This is a genomic window from Sphingobacterium arenae (genome assembly GCF_014692505.1).
In the GTDB taxonomy this organism is placed as follows: domain Bacteria; phylum Bacteroidota; class Bacteroidia; order Sphingobacteriales; family Sphingobacteriaceae; genus Sphingobacterium; species Sphingobacterium arenae.
In genome coordinates this window covers 110,621-134,075 of the sequence record NZ_JACNYK010000005.1, presented here as the reverse complement: position 1 = coordinate 134,075, position 23,455 = coordinate 110,621, and the positions used below count along the sequence as shown (strand labels likewise).

General features: G+C 40.7%; 23 protein-coding genes. 17 read left to right on the top strand and 6 right to left on the bottom strand.

All coding sequences use genetic code 11. The features are described 5' to 3' along the window. The first annotated feature begins 79 nt into the window (after window positions 1-79). From bshA to H8B17_RS16335, 7 genes are all read left to right on the top strand, one after another. Window positions 80-1,216, top strand: coding sequence for an N-acetyl-alpha-D-glucosaminyl L-malate synthase BshA (gene bshA / locus H8B17_RS16365; RefSeq protein WP_190310305.1), 1,137 nt, complete (start codon window positions 80-82; stop codon window positions 1,214-1,216). A gap of 81 nt (window positions 1,217-1,297) precedes the next feature. Further along, window positions 1,298-2,002, top strand: coding sequence for a UMP kinase (gene pyrH, locus H8B17_RS16360; protein WP_190310304.1), 705 nt, complete (start codon window positions 1,298-1,300; stop codon window positions 2,000-2,002). Between the two features lie 27 nt (window positions 2,003-2,029). Then, window positions 2,030-2,593: a ribosome recycling factor gene (frr, locus tag H8B17_RS16355; protein WP_190310303.1), complete on the top strand. Its 564-nt coding sequence runs from the start codon at window positions 2,030-2,032 to the stop codon at window positions 2,591-2,593. Window positions 2,594-2,732: 139 nt separating this feature from the next. After that, complete coding sequence (locus H8B17_RS16350; RefSeq protein WP_190310302.1) at window positions 2,733-3,704, top strand: sugar phosphate isomerase/epimerase family protein; 972 nt, start codon at window positions 2,733-2,735, stop codon at window positions 3,702-3,704. 12 nt (window positions 3,705-3,716) lie between these two features. Next, window positions 3,717-4,217 (top strand): SixA phosphatase family protein, encoded by a 501-nt coding sequence (locus tag H8B17_RS16345; RefSeq protein ID WP_190310301.1) that lies wholly within the window; start codon window positions 3,717-3,719, stop codon window positions 4,215-4,217. A 47-nt stretch (window positions 4,218-4,264) separates the two neighbouring features. Then, a complete protein-coding gene (locus H8B17_RS16340; protein WP_190310300.1) occupies window positions 4,265-6,292 on the top strand; it encodes a thioredoxin domain-containing protein in 2,028 nt (675 codons plus the stop codon). A gap of 5 nt (window positions 6,293-6,297) precedes the next feature. Beyond that, window positions 6,298-6,798 carry an FKBP-type peptidyl-prolyl cis-trans isomerase gene (locus H8B17_RS16335; RefSeq protein ID WP_190310299.1) on the top strand — a complete coding sequence of 167 codons (501 nt, stop codon included), beginning with the start codon at window positions 6,298-6,300 and terminating at the stop codon, window positions 6,796-6,798. A 53-nt stretch (window positions 6,799-6,851) separates the two neighbouring features. Here H8B17_RS16335 and mnmD read toward each other — a convergent pair whose 3' ends face one another. Beyond that, window positions 6,852-7,520: a tRNA (5-methylaminomethyl-2-thiouridine)(34)-methyltransferase MnmD gene (gene mnmD, locus H8B17_RS16330; RefSeq protein ID WP_190310298.1), complete on the bottom strand. Its 669-nt coding sequence runs from the start codon at window positions 7,518-7,520 to the stop codon at window positions 6,852-6,854. A 309-nt stretch (window positions 7,521-7,829) separates the two neighbouring features. On the opposite strand from mnmD, the gene H8B17_RS16325 reads away from it, so the two are divergent. The 4 genes from H8B17_RS16325 (at window position 7,830) to H8B17_RS16310 (ending at window position 13,297) form a co-directional block, all read left to right on the top strand. Beyond that, window positions 7,830-8,255: a cytochrome c maturation protein CcmE domain-containing protein gene (locus H8B17_RS16325; protein WP_190310297.1), complete on the top strand. Its 426-nt coding sequence runs from the start codon at window positions 7,830-7,832 to the stop codon at window positions 8,253-8,255. 79 nt (window positions 8,256-8,334) lie between these two features. After that, window positions 8,335-10,812, top strand: a complete 2,478-nt coding sequence (gene ccsA, locus H8B17_RS16320; protein ID WP_190310296.1) for a cytochrome c biogenesis protein CcsA — start codon at window positions 8,335-8,337, stop codon at window positions 10,810-10,812. Next, on the top strand, window positions 10,812-11,576 hold the full coding sequence (locus H8B17_RS16315) for a Rossmann-like and DUF2520 domain-containing protein (RefSeq protein ID WP_190310295.1): 765 nt from the start codon (window positions 10,812-10,814) through the stop codon (window positions 11,574-11,576). Before ccsA ends, H8B17_RS16315 begins: the two co-directional genes overlap by 1 nt. 170 nt (window positions 11,577-11,746) lie before the next feature. Next, the gene (locus H8B17_RS16310) at window positions 11,747-13,297 is read left to right on the top strand and encodes an FMN-binding glutamate synthase family protein (protein WP_190310294.1); all 1,551 of its coding nucleotides are present in this window, start codon (window positions 11,747-11,749) and stop codon (window positions 13,295-13,297) included. Between the two features lie 31 nt (window positions 13,298-13,328). Here the strand turns inward: H8B17_RS16310 and H8B17_RS16305 are convergent, their stop codons facing one another. Further along, on the bottom strand, window positions 13,329-13,769 hold the full coding sequence (locus tag H8B17_RS16305) for a MarR family winged helix-turn-helix transcriptional regulator (protein ID WP_190310293.1): 441 nt from the start codon (window positions 13,767-13,769) through the stop codon (window positions 13,329-13,331). Window positions 13,770-13,887: 118 nt separating this feature from the next. On the opposite strand from H8B17_RS16305, the gene H8B17_RS16300 reads away from it, so the two are divergent. Further along, entirely contained in the window at window positions 13,888-14,277 is a 390-nt protein-coding gene (locus H8B17_RS16300) for a hypothetical protein (RefSeq protein WP_190310292.1), read from the top strand. Between the two features lie 30 nt (window positions 14,278-14,307). Here the strand turns inward: H8B17_RS16300 and H8B17_RS16295 are convergent, their stop codons facing one another. Together H8B17_RS16295 and H8B17_RS16290 are read right to left on the bottom strand one after the other, a co-directional pair. After that, complete coding sequence (locus H8B17_RS16295; protein ID WP_190310433.1) at window positions 14,308-15,081, bottom strand: amidohydrolase; 774 nt, start codon at window positions 15,079-15,081, stop codon at window positions 14,308-14,310. A gap of 87 nt (window positions 15,082-15,168) precedes the next feature. Then, on the bottom strand, window positions 15,169-16,236 hold the full coding sequence (locus H8B17_RS16290; protein ID WP_223816634.1) for a polyprenyl synthetase family protein: 1,068 nt from the start codon (window positions 16,234-16,236) through the stop codon (window positions 15,169-15,171). Between H8B17_RS16290 and H8B17_RS16285 the strand changes: the two genes are divergently transcribed. Genes H8B17_RS16285 through H8B17_RS16275 form a run of 3 tightly spaced genes read left to right on the top strand, consistent with a single transcriptional unit; the run spans window position 16,216 to window position 18,944 of the window. Beyond that, on the top strand, window positions 16,216-17,382 hold the full coding sequence (locus tag H8B17_RS16285; RefSeq protein ID WP_190310291.1) for a glycosyltransferase: 1,167 nt from the start codon (window positions 16,216-16,218) through the stop codon (window positions 17,380-17,382). The genes H8B17_RS16290 and H8B17_RS16285 overlap by 21 nt on opposite strands. After that, the gene (locus H8B17_RS16280) at window positions 17,379-17,711 is read left to right on the top strand and encodes an iron-sulfur cluster assembly protein (protein WP_190310290.1); all 333 of its coding nucleotides are present in this window, start codon (window positions 17,379-17,381) and stop codon (window positions 17,709-17,711) included. Before H8B17_RS16285 ends, H8B17_RS16280 begins: the two co-directional genes overlap by 4 nt. Before the next feature lie 27 nt (window positions 17,712-17,738). After that, window positions 17,739-18,944, top strand: coding sequence for a M20 metallopeptidase family protein (locus H8B17_RS16275; protein WP_190310289.1), 1,206 nt, complete (start codon window positions 17,739-17,741; stop codon window positions 18,942-18,944). Here H8B17_RS16275 and H8B17_RS16270 read toward each other — a convergent pair. Together H8B17_RS16270 and H8B17_RS16265 are read right to left on the bottom strand one after the other, a co-directional pair. Further along, window positions 18,941-20,197, bottom strand: a complete 1,257-nt coding sequence (locus H8B17_RS16270; protein WP_190310288.1) for a cation:proton antiporter — start codon at window positions 20,195-20,197, stop codon at window positions 18,941-18,943. The genes H8B17_RS16275 and H8B17_RS16270 overlap by 4 nt on opposite strands. 9 nt (window positions 20,198-20,206) lie before the next feature. Further along, window positions 20,207-20,689, bottom strand: a complete 483-nt coding sequence (locus H8B17_RS16265; protein WP_190310287.1) for a cation:proton antiporter regulatory subunit — start codon at window positions 20,687-20,689, stop codon at window positions 20,207-20,209. Between the two features lie 192 nt (window positions 20,690-20,881). Between H8B17_RS16265 and recJ the strand changes: the two genes are divergently transcribed. Both recJ and lptB read left to right on the top strand, forming a co-directional pair. Continuing rightward, window positions 20,882-22,576: a single-stranded-DNA-specific exonuclease RecJ gene (gene recJ, locus H8B17_RS16260; protein ID WP_190310286.1), complete on the top strand. Its 1,695-nt coding sequence runs from the start codon at window positions 20,882-20,884 to the stop codon at window positions 22,574-22,576. Window positions 22,577-22,706: 130 nt separating this feature from the next. Further along, the gene (gene lptB, locus H8B17_RS16255) at window positions 22,707-23,441 is read left to right on the top strand and encodes an LPS export ABC transporter ATP-binding protein (protein WP_190310285.1); all 735 of its coding nucleotides are present in this window, start codon (window positions 22,707-22,709) and stop codon (window positions 23,439-23,441) included. Window positions 23,442-23,455: the final 14 nt, after the last annotated feature.

Sequence of the window (23,455 nt, the reverse complement as noted above, 5' to 3'; positions counted from 1 at the left end):
ATACAGTTAAATACAACCGCCGTGTGATGAAACTTATTTACACGACGAGATTTATTCGCATAACAATAATTATATACAGATGAAAATAGGCATCGTATGTTATCCTACTTTTGGAGGGAGTGGTGTAGTTGCAACAGAACTCGGCAAAGCGCTTGCTTCCAGCGGACATGAAATCCACTTCATCACATACTCTCAACCCGCTAGACTAGATTTTTTTTCAGAGAATCTTTATTATCACGAAGTTGCCGTTGCGCAATACCCATTATTTGACTTTTCTCCCTACGAATCTGCTTTAGCAAGTAAATTGGTCGATGTCGTCCGATTCGAAAAGCTGGATTTACTACACGTACATTATGCAATTCCGCATGCATCTGTTGCCTATTTGGCAAAACAGATATTAGCAGCATCCTACGGCATCCATATTCCCGTTGTAACAACCCTACACGGAACAGATATTACGTTGGTCGGAAAGGATAAAAGCTTCAATCCGGTAGTAACGTTTTCGATAAACCATTCTGACGGTGTCACGGCCGTCTCGGAAAATTTACGAGAACAAACATTAGAATCTTTTGAGATTACCCGCGATATACGTGTGATTCCCAATTTTATAGACTTCTCTCGCTTTCACAATAAAAACAGGGAACATTTCAAAAGGGCTATAGCTCCAGAGAATGAACGTATTGTTATCCATACATCCAATTTCCGAAAGGTTAAAAACACGCAAGATGTCGTCCGCATTTTTCAGAAAATAAATGATGTTATTCCAAGCAAGCTTTTGATGGTTGGTGATGGACCTGAACGACGAAATACAGAGGAGCTAGCTCGTCAATTGGAAGTAAGCCAAAATGTACGTTTTTTAGGGAAACAGGAAGCTATTGAGGAAATCTTGTCGGTTTCAGATTTATTCTTGATGCCCTCCTCTTCCGAAAGCTTTGGATTAGCCGCTTTAGAAGCCATGGCATGCCACGTGCCTGTTGTTTCCTCTAACGCCGATGGTCTGCCTGAGCTGAACCTGAACGGTGTGAGCGGATTCCTTAGCAATATCGGGGACATCGATGATATGGCAAAACATTCCATTCATATCCTGGAAGATTGTGAGCGGCTACGGGTATTCAAGGATGCGGCATTTGCACGAGCAAAAGAATTTGATTTAAGCAAGATTCTCCCTCTTTATGAATCCTATTATAGAGAGGTAATTGAAGGAAAATCGCGATAATGATAAAAAGGGTAATATAATCATGGGTGGCTTGGAAAAAAGTTTTATCTTTGGCTTTTGGAAATATTCCAAAAAACGATCATGAAATATAAACGTATCCTACTCAAACTCAGCGGAGAAGCCTTAATGGGCGAACAAAGTTACGGCATCGACATCAATAGGGTGATGCAATATGCAAACGACATTAAAGAGATTCACAGCCAAGGTTTAGAGATTGCCATCGTTATCGGTGGAGGCAATATCTACCGTGGTTTAAGTGCAGAAAAAGCTGGGATGGACCGGGTGCAAGCTGATTATATGGGCATGTTAGCAACCGTCATTAACAGTATGGCTCTACAGGATGCATTGGAAAAAGTTGGCTTAAAGACTCGTTTGCTGACCGCAATTAAAATGGAGCAGATATGTGAGCCATTTATTCGTAGACGGGCGGTGCGGCATCTCGAAAAAGGAAGAATTGTTATTTTTGGTGCAGGTACAGGAAATCCGTATTTTACAACAGATACGGCCGCTTCTTTACGTGCCATCGAAATTAATGCTGATGCTGTACTTAAAGGCACCCGCGTAGATGGTATCTATACAGCTGACCCCGAAAAAGACCCGTCAGCGCAACGTTATGACAAGATTTCTTTCCATGAAGTTTATGAAAAAGGACTAAATGTAATGGATATGACAGCATTTACTTTGTGCCAGGAAAATAACCTTCCAATTATTGTGTTTGACATGAACAAGCCAGGAAACCTGAAGAAGTTAGCCAACGGTGACCATATCGGGACAGTTGTTAGTTAATTTGTTACAAAAGAAACTTATAAAGATATGAATGAACTGATATCCTTAGAATTAGATGACTGCAAAGAGAACATGGGTAAGGCCGTGACTCATACAGAATCTGAACTGACAAAAATCAGAGCAGGCAAAGCCTCTCCTACCATGCTTGATGGAATCGCCATCGACTATTATGGCACCATGACCCCACTTTCCCAGGTTAGTAATATCAATACGACCGATGCTAGAACGATCGTTATCCAACCATGGGAGAAAAATTTAATCAATACAATCGAAAAAGCTATTGTCGATTCAAACATCGGATTAAATCCGCAAAATGACGGTGCTATCATTCGTTTAGCAGTACCTCCGTTGACAGAAGAACGCCGCCGCGACTTAGTAAAAAAAGTAAAAGAAGAAGCTGAGAAAGGTCGTGTTGCTATTCGGAATATTCGCAAAGATGCAAATGAGTCCATTAAGAAATTAAAAGGTGAAGGTATCTCAGAAGATGAGATCAAAGTGGGTGAGGGTGAAGTGCAGAAACTAACAGATTCTTTCATTGCGAAAGTTGATCAACTCGCCGAATTGAAAGAAAAAGATGTTATGACAGTCTAGTCATTATTCTTTTCTTCCTAGTTTAGAACTTCAAAAAAACGAGAAGACAGAAAATAAAAAAAGGATTCTATAAAAAGTAGAATCCTTTTTTTCATATCTTTCATCTCGGATTACCGCTTTTTTAAAGAAATTTCAAAGTATGCAAAATAGAAGACGATTTTTAAAGCAGGCTGGTTTAGGAATATCCAGTGCTTTTCTTAGTCCATACTTATTCTCATGTCAAGACGACAAATCGGGAAATGGTCCTTTTCATAATTTAGGTCTTCAATTGTATTCCATCCGGGATTTATTGACTGAAGATCCTTTGGAAACAATAAGTACAGTAGCTAAAATAGGATACAAACATGTTGAAACATTTGGTGTTGATGTTGTCACGGGTACGTATTGGAAACTTCCAATTGCAGAACTAAAAAAAATATTGGACGACCATAATTTGAAAACACATAGCGGACACTATGATCTATCGAAATACCTGAACAGAAGCTTAACGGAACACGAAAACATTGAAAAATACATTGAGATTGCGCATCATCTAGGTCAATCCTATATCGTTGCCCCTGTTACGCCCATGGACGATTTGAACAATTTAAAAACCGAAGATTACCAATATGCCGCAGAACAGTTAAATAAGTTTGGTGAGATGGCAAAAAAAGCGGGTATTAAAGTGGGGTATCATAACCATTTCTGGGAATTTAGACGTTTTGGAAATGGCACACGAGGATTGGATATTCTTATTGCTTTTACGGAACCTGACCTCGTAGATTTTGAGCTCGATCTTTTTTGGATCGAAAAAGCCGGTCTTAGCCCGCAATCTTATTTCGATAAATATCCGGGACGATTTCCGATGTGGCATATAAAAGATATGGACAAACGGCATACAAATCCAGTTGTGGGAGAAGACTATGACGATGTAGACTTTGAGGACATTATGAAGGAAATAAAATATACCGAAGTCGGAACCGGAGCAATAGATTTCACCCGAATTGCGGAATATGCGAATAAGTCGGGGTTAAAGTATGCATTCGTAGAACAAGATGACATTTATTTGCCCAATAAATTCGAAAGTATAAAGAGAAGTTACGATTACGTAAAAAAGCATTTAACAAAATGAGGAAAGGTAAATATGGAAACCAAATCGCTCTATATCATTCGACATGCAAAGGCTGAGCTCCCTACTTTTGAAAAGGACGACTTCGATAGGGATTTGCTCCCCAAGGGTGTTAATCGTGCCACACTTATTGCGGAGAAACTAAAAACGCTACTGCCTACAGTGGATGACAAGACACTGGTTATCTCCTCTCCAGCTAATCGCGCGAAACAAACAGCAAAAATTTTTTGTGACATTTTAGGTTACTCCGAAGATCTCATTTTGTGGACACCAAAAGTTTATGAAGCACATTATCTTTTTTTGATGAAGTGCTTAAACGACGTACCAGCATCGTATAATCACGTTTTACTGTTCGGTCACAATCCCGGCATTTCTGATCTTGTTGCATATACCACCGATCGTTTCGTCGATCTTAAAACGGCCCATACCGCTCATTTGGAATTGGAGCGAGGAATAGATTATTCGATGTTATCGGCAAATACCGCTACCTTAAAACAGATCATCACCGACTATTGAAAGGACAAATAGTGTCCGTTCGCTGTAAGACGGAATATGTATAAGATATGGCAAATCAACTTCAAAATGAAAGCTCACCGTATTTAAAACAACATGCCCACAACCCTGTCAATTGGATGCCATGGGGTGAAGAGGCATTACAAAAGGCGAAGGATGAGAACAAACTCATTATTGTGAGCATCGGTTACTCGGCTTGCCATTGGTGTCACGTCATGGAGCGTGAAAGTTTCGAAAACGACGCTATTGCGCAGACGATGAATACCCTGTATGTGTCTATTAAAATTGATCGTGAGGAACGTCCAGACATTGACCAAATCTATATGATCGCCGTACAATTAATGACGAATGCTGGAGGCTGGCCGTTGAATTGTATCTGCCTTCCCGACGGACGTCCTATATACGGTGGCACTTATTTTAAGTCTCATGATTGGCAACAAGTATTATTACAGATAGCGAAGATGTGGGAAGAGACCCCGGAGATCGCTCTCGACTATGCTGAACGTCTATCAAAAGGCATCCATCAAGCAGAAAGATTGCCTATAGCTCCTATCCCGGAAGCCTATACAGAGCGTGACTTACATCATATCGTAACCCCATGGAAAGCACAATTTGACACAATAAACGGTGGCTATAGTAGAGAACCAAAATTTCCCTTACCGAATAATTGGCTATTTTTTCTGCGCTACGCATTTCTCGCTAAGGATCAATCGGTATTAGAACATGTACACTTTACCTTACAAAAAATAGCAAACGGAGGTATCTACGATCAAATAGGTGGAGGGTTTGCCCGCTACGCCGTAGACGGTCGATGGCATATTCCGCATTTTGAGAAAATGCTTTATGATAACGGACAGCTTATTTCTTTATTCAGTGAAGCTTATCAGCAACGCCCTATTCGGTTATATGAAAGAGTTGTTGAAGAAACTGTCGACTGGGCGTTACGGGAAATGCTTGCGAAAAATGGTGGTTTTTATTCAGCATTGGACGCAGACAGTGAAGGCATAGAAGGGAAATTCTATACGTTCCATCAGGAAGAACTAGAAAACATACTGAATGAAGACGCTTCTCTTTTTATCGATTATTTTCACGTAACGAAGGTTGGAAATTGGAGCGAAGAAGGTACGAATGTACTATATTGTGCTATTGATGGAGACAATGTGGCTTTAGAAAGTGGTTTTCTCCTCGATGAGTGGGAAAACTATCTCCGGGAAATAAAAGAAAAGCTACGCGTTTATCGCGAAAAACGAATAAGACCAAGCCTCGACAATAAGCAACTCACCTCGTGGAATGCACTCTTTTTAAAAGGATTAGTGGATGCATACCGGGTATTCGATAAACAGTTGTATCTTGATAGGGCTATCCAAACGGCAAATTTCATCAAACAGTATTGTTTTTGGGATACTAATTTACTTCACCAACCCGCCGACCATAACCGACAGATTTATGGCTTTTTAGATGATTACGCATTTACAATAGAAGGTTTTATCGCATTATATGAGGCCACGTTTGAGGAACATTGGTTGCACGATGCCCATAGTTTAGCTGAGAAGGCTATAGAAACGTTTTATGACAACAAAGAAAAAGCATTTTTCTATACCGCTCAAGACGCCGAAAAGCTAATTGCCCGCAAAAGTGAAATTATGGATAATGTTATTCCAGCGTCGTCATCTGTCATCGTACGCGTGCTCTATCGACTAGGCGAGTTACTGGACAAGCAAGGTTACATAGATGTAGCCGACCAAGTATTTGCCAATGTCTTTCCGCATATCAAACAATATGGATCAGCCTATTCCAATTGGGCTATCCAACTATTGGAACATGTGCATGGGAATAATACGATAGCACTAACCGGCAAGGACGCAGTAGCTTGGCGGAAACAACTCGACAAACATTATATCCCCAATAAAATAACACTGGGTGGAACAAAAAGTAATTTATCGTTGTTAAAAGATAAAGGGGGAATGGAATCAAAATCCTACCTTTGTAAGAATCGTGCGTGTAGTTTACCTCAAAATTCTGTGGTAGAACTGCTTGCATTAATACATGGTAACCGGGATTCGTCCCAAATAAATTAAATAAAATGGCAATAGAAAACAACAATGTCGTTGCATTGAATTACAAGCTTCAAACTCTAGAAGCAGATGGAGAAAAAGCATTTGTAGAAGAGACCACAACAGAGAATCCATTGACCTTTCTATATGGTGTAGGTATGATGCTACCCAAATTTGAAGAAAATATCGCGGGGTTGAATATCGGCGATAAGACTTCTTTTATTTTAGAGCCAAACGATGCTTATGGAGAAAAAGATGACCGTGCCGTTGCGCAGTTGCCTGCTGATATGTTTAAAGAAACAGGACTTCCTCCGGTTGGTGAAGTCTTACCTTTACAAGATAATGAGGGCAACCAATTCCGTGCTGTGGTTGTCGATGTTACTCCAGAAGCCGTTGTAGCTGATTTAAACCACCCCATGGCTGGTAAAACATTGAATTTTGATGTGGAAATTTTAGCCGTGCGCCCTGCTACTGAAGAGGAATTGGCACATGGTCATGCACATGGCATCGACGGTCAATCAGATCATTAATTAGATAAAGACTATGTGTACATCCAAAAAAGGATTGGCACATAGTCTCTTTATCACACCATTTTAACGGCTCGCAGCATTTCCCTTTTACCGGGAGCTCCCGGTGCCTTTTCAATAGCAAAACCCAAAGCTTTCATTGTCCGCTTTAAATTCCCCGTAATAGCATAGGTTACAAAAACACCCCCCACCCGTAAAAAAGAACAGAGATGTTCTAATATTTCGGTTGTCCACATCTCCGGTTGGTGTACGGCAGCAAAAGCATCAAAATAGATCACATCGAATTTTTGTGTGTCGTAGAAGTCTGATGCTTTTTGATGTGCAATAAATAGGTTGACAGTGTCTGTAAAAGCTACTTCTTGTCTTTGTGCTGTTTCATAACTACGTTTGAAATTCGTCCAAATTACCGGCTTTACAAAATTGTCATATCCAGTTTTAATGATCACACCTTCTTCCAAGGGGTATGCCTCAATACCGACATATCTCAAATTTAGATTCAGGTTATCCACATGGTCGGCTGTCAACAAAAAATTCAATCCGGTACCAAACCCTACCTCCAACACGGCCACTTCGGTACTTTTCTCTCTTTGTATGAAAAAATCCAATCCTGAATGGAGAAAGACGTGTTGACTTTCTTGTACCGCGCCATGTTTAGAATGATAATGCTCACCAACTTCAGGATGGTACAAGGTGAACGACCCATCACCCGTTACTACAAATTGCATATTAAGGTATTTTTCCACAAAAATAACACAAAAAGCGGGATATCTATATAGAATAATTCTAAATAGTGTGCAAAATTTTGCAAATTCCTATCTTGTAAAAGCATTTTGTAATTTTGTATTTCCTATATATATAATTTGTCTTTTAAAGGACACATGGAATATCTAGGTTATATTCATTTGCGTTAGTATCTTACAACAGAGATCTCTCATATAGAGATAGTGCAATGGGAAACAGAGACATAAATAATATTGGAATACGGAAATATAATATTCACGTTAAGTTCTCATTGCCATTTAAAATATAATTAGATGAAAAAAAGTTCAATTATCTTAATTGTTATCATCGCTGTGGCGATTGCGATGATTGTCGTTATTTATACGGACTCTAGCACATATTCTACGTTTACGGAAGCCAAACAGAAAGAAACAGAGCTTTATGTGGTCGGCGTGCTCAACAAAGAGAAAGATTTGTATTATGACCCGATTAAAGATGCTAATCATTTTTCTTTCTATATGTACGATAATGATAGTACGGAATGCGAAGTGGTGTTCCGAGGATCGAAGCCTCAAGATATCGAACGATCTGAACAAATTGTACTGACGGGTAAAATGGAGGGCGATGTATTCCACGCGAGTAAGATATTAATGAAATGCCCTTCTAAATATAACGAAGATGAGGTGGAAGTCATCGAAACAAGTGTAGCGCCTGTAACGGCATTTTTAGGTAGGGAATAGTGGCAGTCGTTATTTCGTTAGGCCTTTTAAACAAAACCGCCAACAAGGTGGATATCGTTAGATAATTTTATTTTGAATAATGGACGTTAATTACGTTGGAGAACATCTTTTACCCGGGAAAATTGGTCAATTTTTTGTGATTCTTTCCTTTGGTGCAGCCCTTTTTTCTCTTATCAGCTACTTCTTCGCCACACGTGAACCCGAAGTTAAGTCTTGGAAAACACTCGCCCGAATTGGCTTTTGGACAAACTTGATCTCCGTCGTTGCTATTGGAACCATTCTGTTCTATCTCATCTACAATCATTATTTTGAATACCACTATGTTTGGGCCCATTCCTCGAAATCGCTACCAACGCACTATATCATTTCTTCCTTTTGGGAAGGACAGGAAGGAAGTTTCTGGCTTTGGATGTTCTGGCAGGTGGTGTTAGGCATTGTCCTCGTGTTTAAGGCTAAGACTTGGGAAGCACCGGTTATGACATTCGTTATGCTGTGTCAGGTATTTTTGGGTTCTATGTTAATCGGCGTGGAGATATTTGGTTCGCGCATTGGTAGTTCGCCCTTTATTCTGCTACGGGACGCACTCCAAGCTCCTATTTTTAGTCGTCCTGATTATTTGAATATGATCGCTGATGGGAACGGATTAAATCCGTTATTACAAAACTACTGGATGGTTATCCACCCCCCTACTCTATTTTTAGGTTTTGCATCTATGATTGTTCCCTTTGCATATGCTGCATCGGGGCTTTGGCTCAAACGCTATAAAGAATGGATGAAACCGGGGTTACCGTGGGCACTTTTTGCTGTCATGATTTTGGGTGCGGGTATTATTATGGGATCATTTTGGGCATATGAAGCACTAAATTTTGGCGGATTCTGGGCATGGGATCCGGTGGAAAATGTATCGATCATCCCTTGGCTAACGCTCATTGCGGCGGTGCATGTCATACTCGCATACCGTAATTCTGGACATGGTTTTTTTACCGCGACGCTCCTGACAATGATAAGTTTTGTACTTGTCATTTATGCTTCTTACCTTACCAGAAGTGGTATACTGGGGGAAACCTCGGTTCACTCTTTCACAAGTTTAGGGATGTCGGGGCAACTTATCGTCTTCAACTTGGCCTATCTTATACTGATGGTCGTTATGTTGATATGGCGTAGAAAAGAAATGCCCTCTTCTAAGCAAGAAGAAGATATTTATTCGCGCGAATTTTGGATGTTTATCGGCGGTTTAGTATTAACCGTCGCTTGTATACAGATGATAGCGACGACTTCCATCCCGGTATTCAACGCATTATTTGGCACCAAGGTGGCACCTCCCGTGGACCCGATTCCACATTATAATAAATGGCAAGGAGCTTTTGCCGTAGTCATTATGCTCGTCACGGCGTTCACGCAATTTTTGAAATATAAAAGAACAGATCACAAAAAATTCTGGGTATCCACTTTGGCGTCATTTCTATTTGCTATCGTATTAAGCGCGCTTATTGTTTATTTTACGAAGACATACACCAATGTGATGTATATGTTGCTGACGCTAGCTTGTATATTTTGCTTACTGGCAAATATGCGTGTTTTGGGTGATGCATTGAAAGGTAAATGGCGATTAGCTGGATCTGCAGTTGCCCATATCGGTTTCGCCCTGCTACTACTGGGAGCACTCATTGCTGCCGCGACAAACGAGGTTATCTCCATCAACGAGAGCCGCTATATACAGGTGCAAAACTTTGGTCAGGAAGGCGATAAGTTTTCCGATCCGGGTGAAAACCTATTTTTGACTGAAGGCGAACCCAAACAGATGGGTGACTATCGGATCACTTATGTAGGCGATAGTGTAGCCCCGCCAAACGTTTATTATAAAATTCTATATGAGCGCATCGATGAGGAAACCGGAAGCGTAAAGGAATCTTTTGTTTTGAGCCCATTTGCACAAAACAATCCAGAAATGGGTGGTCTTATCGGCACACCGGACACAAAACACTACTTGACGCACGATATTTATACGCTGATCACCGCAGCGGCAGCAGAATCGCAAAAGCAAGCTGAAAACGTCCCGTCGGAAGAACAAAGCGGATATGAAGATTATGACGAACCGGCAACCTATCAAGTTAGCATTGGCGATACCCTGCGTTATAGAAATGGATTTTATACCATTGAAGAAATTAATAAGGAGGCGACGCTAAATAACATTCCTAAAGGAGCGGATGACATTATTGTTGGATTGAAAATCAAAGTCATTGCAGTGGACGAAAAGGAATACACTGTGGAGCCCATTTTCCTGATTAAGGATGGGCATTCGTATGATTTCAATAAGGATATTGAAGAACAAGGACTTCGTTTCCGTTTCACCAACATTTTGCCGAAAGAGGACAAACTCGAAATTATGTTGTATCAAAAGCCGCTACCTGAGAAAAAATGGATTGTTTTTAAAGCGATCAAGTTCCCTTATATCAATTTCTTCTGGGCCGGTACAATTATAATGACCATTGGTTTCATTATGGCTATCTATCGCCGCCTAAAAGACGCGAAGCTATCTAAACAAAATCCTGCGTAATGACTATTGTTATTTTAGGCAGTGGAAATGTCGCTACCCATTTAGGAAAAGCGTTCCACACATTTGGTCACCAAATTTTACAGGTGTATAGCAGAGATAAAGCCAATGCTGAAGCATTGGCTTCTCTTTTAAATGCCGATGCCGTGGACACCATCACAGACGTCACCGACAAAGCCGACTTCTATCTTATTGCTGTTGCCGACAAAGCCATAGAACAAGTAGTTGACCAACTTGCTGAACCTATTACAGGGATTGTCGTGCATTGCTCTGGTGCGACAAACAGCAATGTTTTAGCACGCTTCCCTTTATACGGCGTCGTTTACCCCGTGCAAAGTCTCCGTAAGGATATTCCCACTTCATTGGAGAACATCCCATTTGGAATAGAGGGTAATAATATGGAAATCTCCGATTCACTTCTTCGGCTAATGCAGCATATTGCCGTTAGATCTTTTTTATGTGATAGTAAACAACGCCTAGCGCTACATATAGCTGCCGTATTTGTCAACAATTTCAGCAATGTGCTTTTCCAAGTAGCGAATCAGATTCTGCAAGAACAAAATTTATCTTTTGATTTGCTAAAGCCCATTGTTTTGGAGACCGCACAAAATGTGCAAACACGAACGCCAAAAGACGTACAAACGGGTCCTGCCGAACGTGGAGACACAGAAACTATCAAAAAGCATTTACAGTTTCTCATCAAAAACCCACATTGGCTCAAAATATATCAACAACTAACCGAAGAAATCACTAGAAACAAGCGCTAAGGGCGGAAATATTAGTAAACTAGTAAATCTTCTTTGAACCTGCTTCTTTTTTCACTTTCATTTAATAACTTCCTAATTTTGTAAAACAACTGTGAGATCATAGTTATTAATGGCGCGCACTTTGCTAGCCATTAGGTAGTTAGCAATATAAAAACATATCATACAAAATTATGGCAGTTAGAAAACTTATTCTATTAACGATAGTTGTCATCAATCTCATTATCTTCTCTTTTGGTGTCGTGTTCACACCGCGCTGGTTTTGGTTACTTACTATTCCATTCCCATTGATGATACTCGCTTTCTACAACAGCTATCAAAGTCGACACGCGATTTTACGCAATTATCCTATCTTAGGTTATTTCAGATTTTTCTTTGAAAGTATCCGGCCGGAAATGCGTCAATATTTTTGGGAATCCGATACAGACGGTCGGCCGTTTAACCGCAGACAGCGTTCTATCGTATACCAACGTTCAAAAAATGAACGAGAAACTGTCGCTTTCGGGATGCAATCCGATCCGCAGGCTGTGGGAAATGAATGGGTCGCCCATTCTATTTTCCCTTGTCATATTGAAAATCATGATTTACGAACGACCGTTGGCAATCATTTTTGCAAACAACCTTACAGTCTCAGTGTATTTAATATTTCTGCGATGAGTTATGGCGCACTAAGCAAAACAGCAATTACCGCGCTTAACAAGGGTGCCGCTTTACAAAACTTTGCCCATAATACTGGAGAAGGTGGAATTAGCCCATATCATATCAACGGAGCAGATTTGATTTGGCAGGTAGGGACAGGGTATTTCGGTTGCCGGGATGAAATGGGTATGTTTAACGCGGAGTTATTTGCAGAAAAGGCAACACGTCCTTACGTAAAAATGATTGAGCTCAAGTTATCGCAAGGTGCAAAACCAGGCCACGGAGGAATATTACCCGCGGCAAAAAATACACCGGAAGTAGCTGCTATCCGGCATGTCATTCCGGGAACAGATGTGATGTCGCCACCGGCCCATAGTGCATTTAACTCTCCCGAAGGCATGGTAAATTTTATCCAAAAATTGCGAGAGTTATCGGGATACAAGCCCGTAGGCTTCAAGTTGTGTATTGGAGATAAACAGGAGTTTATTGATATCTGTCACGCCATGCTAACCACGCAGATATTTCCCGACTTTATTTCTGTCGACGGCTCAGAAGGAGGGACAGGTGCTGCACCTCTGGAATTCACAGACAATCTCGGCATGCCTTTATACGATGCTTTATCCTTTATCACGACGACCCTTATTAAATTTGGCCTAAAAAAACATATAAAACTGATCGTTTCTGGGCGTATTGTGACCGGTTTTGACTTATTAAAGGTCATGGCTTTGGGAGCAGACGCATGTTATAGTGCGAGAGGGATGATGTTCGCCTTAGGCTGTATCCAGGCATTAAAGTGTAACGAAGATGTTTGCCCTGTAGGCGTTGCCACGCAACGTCCTCATTTATACAAGGCCCTCGATGTAGAAGACAAATATATACGCGTGGCACAGTTTCACCGCAACACCTTACGCGCCACAGTAGAAATTATGGAAGCTTGCGGATTTAAAACAATGGACGACGTGTCAGCAGATAAGTTTTTCCGTAAAGTCGACAGTATCACCACCCTGAGCTTTCAAGAAATCTACTTTAGAGATACAGGTAAGTTAGTCAATAGTCATAGTGCATTTGAGACGCAAGAGATCTAATTTAAGACCTGAAGGGACATATCGATTTAAATCACGATAAATTGCTGTACAGAACATCCAGTGTGTTACGTGCTTTTATCATATCTTCCCGTGTTACACCCTCTAGGGCTTGATCAATAGTTTTTTTTGCTTGACGCAAACTAACCTCTTTCATTTGCCGCCCCTGTTTTGTCAAAAAAATAAGGTTTGTGCGTTTATCTTCTTTGTCTGTGACACGAATCACCAGCTTTAACTTTTCCAGGTTGTTGATTAAACGGGATACACTTGGTTTATCTCGGAAAGTTAAACAAGCGAGTTCTTGTTGAGTCCGTCCTTCCTCAATCCATAAATAATAAAGTAAGGACCACTGCTCCGAGGTAATATTTATACCCTCTTCTTTTAAGTTTCTTTGTAAACGCCTTCCTAAGGCAGCATAAGCTTTTCCTGTCAAAAAAGAAAAAAACTCGTCGGTATCTTCAAAATTGTCATTCATGTCGGATAATATTGGGTTAGAATAATTATAAAGACAAACAAACCAAAAAACTAAATATAATGCAAATAAAATCTAATATTTCATCTTTTTTCTCCAGATTTTAATTAAATTTACTTTCATGGAGAACTTTTTACCTGCGTTATTAATCATAGGTGGTGTGATTTATAAAATCTACGCTGAATATCAGAAAGAGCAAGAGAAAGCTCGTCGACGTATGCCGCAGGTACCTATACCAGCTCCTCCTCTACCATCTGAACAACCTGCACAGCGCACGGTAATCGAACCCACGATGTCGATTCCTATTCCAGTTCCTCCCAAAAAAAGACAAAGTGCACCCGTTATACCGACCGAAGTAAAAGTGACCACGAGTGAAGCGTTTACTGAAAAAGACGATAAGAAACTGCTCAAGAAGATTACACCAAAAATTGAAGGAAGAAATGATGCAGTTTCTTTTGATTTACGCGAGGCTGTTATTAACGCTGCTATATTGAACAGGCCCTACCAATAATGGTTTCTCCTTTCTAAAAAAGAGAATTTTTTACATAGAGAAATCATCTGCATCCGCCAGAAACGGAAATTGTTCCCGAGCTTTAATCAGATCCGCAGGATTTAGCGTAAATGTATACAGATCCTCATCTTCGGGCTTATAGTACACAACATCCCCATGGGGAGAGATACACATCGAACCACCTGAATAATAGATCTCATTACCGTCATATCCTACACGGTTTACACCGATTACATACGCCTGGTTTTCAATAGCACGTGCCGGAATGAGTGCACGCCAGTGGGCGGAACGTTTATCTGGCCACGAAGCAGTATAGACGAGTAAATCATAAGAATTCCCCAAGTTTCGAGACCAAACGGGGAAACGCAAATCGTAACATATCATCGGACACACTCGCCACCCTTTAAGATTTAAAATAATACGGGAATTCCCCGGGGTAAAAACTTTATTTTCTTCCGCCATCCCAAACAGATGGCGCTTATCGTAATGCACAAAACTACCATCGGGTGACATCCATATAAAGCGGTTGTAATAATGTCCATTTTCTGAAATGATTAACGTTCCAGCTACGACGCAACTGTACGTTTTTGCATGTTCATACATCCAATGCATGGTTGGACCATCCATCTTCTCCGCACATTTTTCTACATTCGTTGTAAATCCGGTATTAAACATCTCTGGCAGCAGAATTAAATCTGTTTTTTCTCTCAATGCAGATAGACGCAGTGATAGATTATTTAAATTCTTTTCCACATTTTCCCAAAACAAGTATGCTTGAAATGTTGTTATTTTGACCGGTTCCATATCTGCCATGCGCAACTTAATATTTTTATTTATGTGTTGACAAATTACTAAAAAACTAGAGTTTTATCAATTTTTACTGCAAAACCCCTACCGCACACGGTGCATTAACGCATCTGCAAGTGAAAAAAGAGCTTGCTTTTTATAGTCCTCCACGGGAATATTCTCCAGTTTTTCGTAAGCGATAGTGGTAAATTTTTCTTTTTGATATATAGCTAACGTCTGAATATCATATTTAGCATATAGATTCATCATTTTCTCAATTTTTTCCGGTTCCGTATCGATGGTCTGTCGAAGTAGATATGTTAATTCGCTTTGATCATCGGGAGAAATCAATTCTTGCAACTTTACAAAAAGTATTGTCTTTTTGTTCGATAAGATATCCCCTCCTATCTGCTTGCCAAAGCTTTCAGGGTTCCCATACACATCCAATATATCATCTTGCAATTGGAAAGCAACGCCTAGATTTACGCCAAAGTCGTAAAGTAACGTTTGCGACGGCTCCTCTGCGCCAGCGATAATTGCGCCCATCTGTAAAGCGCAACCAAGCAACACGGATGTTTTTAACCGTATCATATCAATATACTCTGCTTCACCGACGTGAGCACGCCCTTCAAAATCCATGTCGTATTGTTGTCCTTCACAGACCTCTAACGATGTCGTGTTGAAAAGCTGTAACAACGCTGGAATTTTATCTATAGGGCACTTTGCTAACTCCTGATAGGCTTTAATAAGTAGCGCATCACCCGACAATATAGCCACATTCGCGTCCCATTTTTGGTGAACCGTAGGCTTACCCCGTCGTAAAGGAGCAACATCCATAATATCGTCGTGAATGAGAGAGAAGTTATGAAAAAATTCGATAGCCGCACTTGCAGGTAAAGCATGCTCTACGGTGGATTCATCAAATAGTTCCGCTCCCATTAAGACCAATAACGGGCGTATTCGTTTCCCTGCCAACGACAATATATAACGAATCGGATCATACAAATGTTGGGGTGTTTTAGGAAAACTGGTCGTTTCTAAATAATCCTGAAAAGCTTTTGCGTGTACTAACTCTTGGAACATAGCTAAAAAATGATACGCGAAGATAAGGATAAAATGGGAAATACTATCTTTGTAGAAACCCGATAGCACATGCGTATCCTTGTTATTCATAATTTCTATCAACATGCCGGTGGAGAAGACACTGTCTTCCGACAAGAAGTCGAGGAATTGGAAAAAGAACATGATATAAAGACGCTAACCTTTCAAAACAAAAAAGGCTGGAGGGGAGCATTACAATATTTGGCTTACCCTTGGAATATCCGTGCCACTTGGAAAGTAAAAAAGATCATCAAGAGCTTTGCACCGGATATCGTACATATTCATAATCTCCATTATAGTAGTGGTCCTTTGTTAATCAGGAGCGCCTACCAATTAGGTATTCCAGTCATCATGACCTTACACAATTTTCGTTTACTTTGCCCCTCAGCTAGCTTATTTTGTCATGGGAGAATTTTCACAAACAGCATATACCAAGATTTCCCTTGGACGGCTGTTCGCTTACGGGTATTGGATAACTCACTTACAAAAACCTTTTTCACAGCTTTTACTTATTGGATACACCGAAAATGGGGCACATGGAATAAAATATCGAAGTTCATCGTTCTTTCCCAGTTTTCGAAATCGCTCTTTGTAGAATCTACCTTGCCCATTGCGGAAGAACGGTTCATTGTGCGACCAAACAGTACGGATATCATCCCTACAGTGCGGACAGCGGGAAGCGGCTTTGTTTACATTGGTAGACTTTCCCAAGAAAAGGGCATTGTTCCTTTGTTGAAGGCATTCTCTACTTTACCATTTCCATTATCTATCTATGGTTCAGGACCACAACAAAATATAGTAGAAGATTTCGCAAAACATTATAAAAACATACGGTATTTTGGGTATCAGTCTAAGGATTTATTGACGAAAGCAATAAAGCATGCCGAAGCGCTTATCGTACCATCTGTGTGCTATGAGGGTATGCCCATGACGATCATCGAAGCGTATGCGCAGGGAATTCCTGTGCTGGCGAGCAATATTGGCATTTTAAACAAAATGGTATTACCTTTGTATACAGGGATGCATTTTAATCCCTATGAGGAAGCCGACATCGGACGAGTAGTTACCCAATGGGAAAAACTTGATAAAACGACTAAACGACAAATTCGGGAAAATTGTGTCACAGAGTACAAAAAGCATTATACCGTCAAAAAGAATATGGACAAATTGATGGATATATATTACGAAGCGATTCAACAACGAAAGGAAAAACAATGAGCAACATCATCATCATAGACAAACTAAACCTCGCACCTGCAATACAGGAACAATTGGAAACAGTATATGACCCTGAACTCAAACCCGCAAACATCGTTGATTTGGGGCTGGTATACGAAATTATAACAAAAGAAGACGGCACAGCGAAAATTATTATGACGTTGACTGCGCCGGGATGTCCTGTAGCGGGTGAGATCATGGAGGAGGTACAAAGAAAAGTAGCGAATGTTTCCGGCGTTAAGGAGGCTCTTGTAGAACTTACATTCGATCCTCCTTGGACGAAAGATATGATGAGTGAAGAGGCGAAGCTCGAATTAGGTTTTCTATAATTAGCTTTACTCGCAAATTATCGCCCTATGAGCCTAGTCAATGACATAAGAAAGCTTGCTGATTTACATTTTAATGATACCGTACGAAGAAGGCAGGAGTTACATAAACATCCGGAGCTATCCTTTCAGGAATATCAAACAGCGGCCTACATTAAAGCGGTACTGGATAAGTTGGCTATTCCCTATATTTCGGTGGCAGAAACAGGTGTGGTAGCATCGGTAGAGGGAAAAAAATCTAGCTCCAACGACGTCATCGTTTTACGAGCCGATATCGATGCACTACCTATACAGGAATTAAACGAGGTACCGTATAGATCTGATTATGACGGGGTAATGCATGCATGTGGACACGACTTCCACACAAGTAATTTATTAGGTGTTGCAGCCATATTACAAGAGCTAGAGCATTTGTTTTCCGGCAAGATACTATTTCTTTTTCAACCCGCGGAAGAGCGTATTCCGGGAGGAGCGCAGGAAGTTTTACGTTCGGGTATTTTTGATGAATATGGAGATCGTATAAAAGCGGTGCTGGGATTACATGTCAGTCCACAGTTAGATGTTGGGGACGTCGGGATTTGTCCAGGAAAGTTTATGGCATCAAGCGATGAGTTTTATGTTCGTATCAAAGGGAAAGGCGGACATGCCGCGGAACCGCATCGTGCCATTGATCCAATATACATCGGTACACAATTGGTTTCGTCTTTACAACATATTGTCAGTCGGCGTTCGAATCCTGCAGTTCCGTCTGTCCTTACATTCGGTCATTTCATCGGAAACGGCGCAGTTAATGTTATTCCGGATGAAGTCTATATGGAAGGCACTTTTCGGACGATGGACGAACAGTGGCGAAAAGAAGCTCTTGAGCAAATTGAATACTTAATCCGGGAGATGCCTAAGTCGTTTGGCGCTGAAGTGGAGTTAACAGTCAAAAATGGCTATCCATTTCTATACAACAACCCATCCTTATCGCAGGATATCCGTGATTATATGACAGAAATACTGTCCGTAGAGAACGTGAAAGATGTGGGGATATGGATGGCGGCAGAAGATTTTGCCTACTATTCGCATCGCTTTCCCTCGTTGTTTTTTCTAGTAGGTATTCGGAATGAAAACCACCACCTCCAGTACGGATTACACAATGCTAGATTTAATTTAGATGAAAATTCGTTTAGAACCTCTATGCAGGCGATGGCGTATACCACTATTCGTCTGTTGGGATACGACGACGTCTAACTCGTTTTGCCGATATCTCCGACCGATTCTTCCAATTGTTCTAATGTCTTTTTCTGTTTTAGAGGAGTAGCGTCTTTTCCGAACAGCGCATTCCACAACGTACGTGACTCTTTCGTCAATAACGGTGACACAATAGATAAAATAAGTACATAAACAACGACAAAAGATTGAAGGATGGGAAGCAAGCCGCCCGCTTTTCCAATATTCGCCATAATAATGGAAAATTCTCCCCTTGCAGAAAGCGTAAATCCTATATCAAATGAAGCTTTGGGTTTTCTACCCGAAAATCTGGCAGCGAAATACCCCGACGCCACATTGCAAACGATAGTAATAGCTGCTGCCAATGTAGCCCAACCTACAGCTCCTCCTAAAGTATACATATCAATAGATAATCCGAAACTAAAAAAGAACATCGCTCCAAAGAAATCTCGGTAAGGTGCAATCACCCCTTCAATCTTTTTAATATAACGGGAATCAGCAAACACCAACCCAGCCATCAACGCTCCAATTGCTTCTGCAACATGTATCGTTTCTGAAAATCCCGCAATGATAAACAACAAACTGAATATGATTAAGATAAATAGCTCGGGCGATTTATCCTGTAAAAGCCGATCAATGGCCGGAACAAGCTTCCGTCCTAATATCAAAAACGTCAAAATAAACCCTAGAGCCAGCAGGGATGTTCCCAGAACCGACCAAAAAGAAGTTCCTCCAGTCAGAATCAATCCCGAGAGAAAAGAGATATGCATGGCAATAAAGAGGTCGTCAAACATAATCATCCCCATGATAATCTCCGTTTCGGGATTTGCTGTCCGTTTCAAATCAGTCAGCACTTTCGCAACAATTGCCGTAGATGAACTAGTCATGACGCCACATAGCACCATCATTTCCTTAAAAGGAAGATCCATGAGCCATCCTATCAGGACACCCGAGATAAAATTAAGAAATACATAAACTAGCCCCCCCGTAACAATGGATTTCCCCGATTGCATTAGTCGTCCTACCGAGAATTCCAGTCCCAAATAAAATAAAAGAAAAAGTACACCTAACCGCCCCATGAAATCGATAAAAGGTTTACTCTCGGTAAACGTAAGATCGATGTATCCGATTTGAGGGGCATGTTGTCCAACTACCATACCGATTATTATAAAAAATGGAATTACCGAAAATCGTAACTTATTAGCCAACAAGCCAACAATAGCGACTAATAATACGGCAATACCAACTTCTAATACCAAGGTAGGCGATAGCATAGGATTAAATTAGGATGTTAGAATTTCTTTCAATTGCTTAATATTCGCTTTTTTCCCGGCAACTACCAAGGTTGTTCCTGGTGTAATCAAATAGTCTGGACCCGGGTTAATAATCGTATCTTCTTCCTTAATAGCCGCAATAATCGAAGCGCCTGTGCGTTGACGAACCCCCAACTCTCCGATGCTTTTGTTAACGCCATCACTCGGAGCCCCCACTTTATACCATTCAATCCGTAAATCGTCTAACGCCAGCTCCATGGTTTCCAACGCCTTAGGCTTATAAGACAGTCCTCCGATAATACCCGCTACCTGGCGGGATTCTTCATCAGAGAGTGTCATAACACAGTGCGTCTCACTGTCGTCTCCTTCCGCACGATAAAGTTCACGTTTGCCGTCGTCGTGGATGACGACCACCATGTGGTCACCGGCTTCCGTCTCGATTTGGTACTTCTTACCGATACCAATCAAGTCGCTTTCTCTAACTATTGACATAGCAAAAAAATTAAATACAACATTCGTATTCTTAACTAGAATATCTGTTTCAAACAAAACTAATAAAAAAATCACATTTTTTATTCCATTATAACACCATAAGCCCCAATCTCTTTTATTCCTAGCAGGCGTCCCCATTAGGTAAACCCGTTTACAAAATGTATATTTACGCGTTAATACAACGGCAACGATATGCAAAAAAGATGGGTGGTTAAGCCAAAAAACGATGTTCAAAAAACCAACAAACTGCGTGAAGAGTTGGGTATAAACGCTGTAATAACAGAGCTGCTTCTTAACCGTGATATCCAAACCTATCAACAGGCCAAGATTTTTTTCCGCCCTAGTCTTGATTTATTGCACGATGCGTTTTTAATGAAAGATATGGACAAAGCCATATCGCGAATTGAAAAAGCTATCGGTAACAAGGAAAAGATATTGATATACGGCGACTATGATGTCGACGGAACTACTGCCGTTTCGGTTGTCTATAGTTTTTTTCGGGATTTTCATTCGGGTCTGGAATTTTACATTCCAGATCGATACTTAGAGGGGTATGGTGTTTCTTTTCAAGGAATTGACTACGCTTCAGAAAATGGTTTTTCCCTGATTATCGCCTTGGATTGCGGCATTAAAGCCATCGAAAAAGTCAATTATGCACGTGCTAAAGGCATTGATTTCATTATTGGGGACCATCATCTTCCTGGGAAGGAAATCCCAGATGCCATCGCCGTATTGGATCCTAAACGTAACGATTGTCCGTACCCCTATAAAGAGCTTTCTGGGTGTGGGATAGGCTTCAAAATCATACAGGCCTTTGTCCAAAAAAACAATATGGACGTGCAGCTTGCCTACCAATATCTTGATTTAGTAGCAGTCAGTATAGCTTCAGATATTGTGCCTATTACCGGAGAAAACCGGATCCTCACCCATTTTGGCCTCAAAAAGTTAAATACGAATCCAAATTGCGGTCTCCAGGCGCTCATCAATCTTTCGTCTAATAAGAGTGGTCATTTTTCTGTAGGCGATATTGTCTTTCAAATTGGACCCCGCATTAATGCTGCTGGGCGCATCGAACATGCCAAAGACGCAGTTAAATTATTGATTTCAAAATCCTTAGCAGAAGCGGAGGCTTACTCAACAACGGTTGATGACCAAAACACCTTACGGAAAGGATTTGACCTGAAGATAACGGAAGAAGCTTTACATATCCTCGACAATGACGAGATATTAAAACAACGTAAATCCACCGTACTTTTTAAAGCCGATTGGCACAAGGGTGTGATTGGCATTGTGGCTTCCCGTTTGACCGAAAAGTATTATCGTCCTACAGTTATACTCACCCAAACCAATGGGCATATAGCTGGTTCGGCTCGGTCAGTATTGGGGTTTGACTTATATGAAGCACTGAGCGAATGTGCAGATCTGTTGGATCAGTATGGCGGACATAAGTATGCTGCGGGTCTCACCATGCGTATCGAAAATGTGCCTGCGTTTCAAGAAAAATTCGAAACCGTCGTAGAGAACAGTATTAAGCCCGAAATGCTGCAACAAGAAGTGCTCATAGAAACTGAGCTAAACCTTAAAGATATCGATAACAAGTTTTTTCGTTTATTAAAGCAGTTTGAGCCTTTTGGCCCGCAAAACGAAGCGCCTATCCTTCTCACGCGTAGTGTGTGGGGAGCAGGATACATTGTAGGAACAAACCATATAAAAATAACGATAAAACAAGAGGATTCTATGTCATTCGATTGTATCGGCTTTGGATTAGCAGACTATATAGATTATATTAATGCGGGGCATAAGTTCGATATCTGCTATACCATTGAGGAGAATAATTGGCGAGGTAAAAAGAATTTGCAATTAAATATCAAAGCAATACGATATTAGCATATATTTCCTCTTATAGCATATTTTCAATGGCAGAGGAGGGTGAATAATTCATTTTATAAGCAGATGTATCATATTGCATATAAGACCGAATTTATTTAGGTTTGTAATCAAACGGTTAGAATAGTAGATGATTTTAAAGGCAGAACATTTAGTCAAAAAATATAAGCAGCGGACGGTTGTTAATGACGTGTCTTTTCATGTTGAACAAGGCGAAATTGTCGGCTTGTTGGGTCCAAACGGGGCGGGGAAAACCACATCTTTTTACATGATTGTGGGTTTGATCAAACCAAACGACGGTCATGTTTTTTTAGACGACCAAGAAATCACACAAGATGCTATGTTCCAGCGTGCGCAAAAAGGAATCGGTTATTTAGCACAAGAAGCATCTGTATTCAGAAAGTTATCCGTAGAAAATAATATCCTTGCCGTCTTAGAAATACATTATAAAAATAAAGAAGAGCGTATCGAAAAACTGGAGGAGTTATTAACTGAATTTAGTTTACATAGAGTCCGCAAAAACCGTGGAGACCTTTTATCAGGAGGAGAAAGACGTCGTACGGAAATAGCGCGAGCATTAGCCGCGAATCCACATTTTATCTTATTGGATGAACCATTTGCTGGTGTAGACCCTATTGCAGTCGAAGAGATACAAACGATCGTCTCTAAACTTAAGCGAAAGAACATAGGCGTACTGATTACAGACCACAATGTGCAGGAGACATTATCCATTACAGATAGAGCCTACTTGTTGACAGAAGGGAAGATCATGCTTACTGGAACACCCGAAGAAATTGCGGACAACGAATTGGCTCGCAAGTTCTATTTAGGCCGCCATTTTGAACTGAGAAGAAAAAAACTATAAACCAACGACAGGAC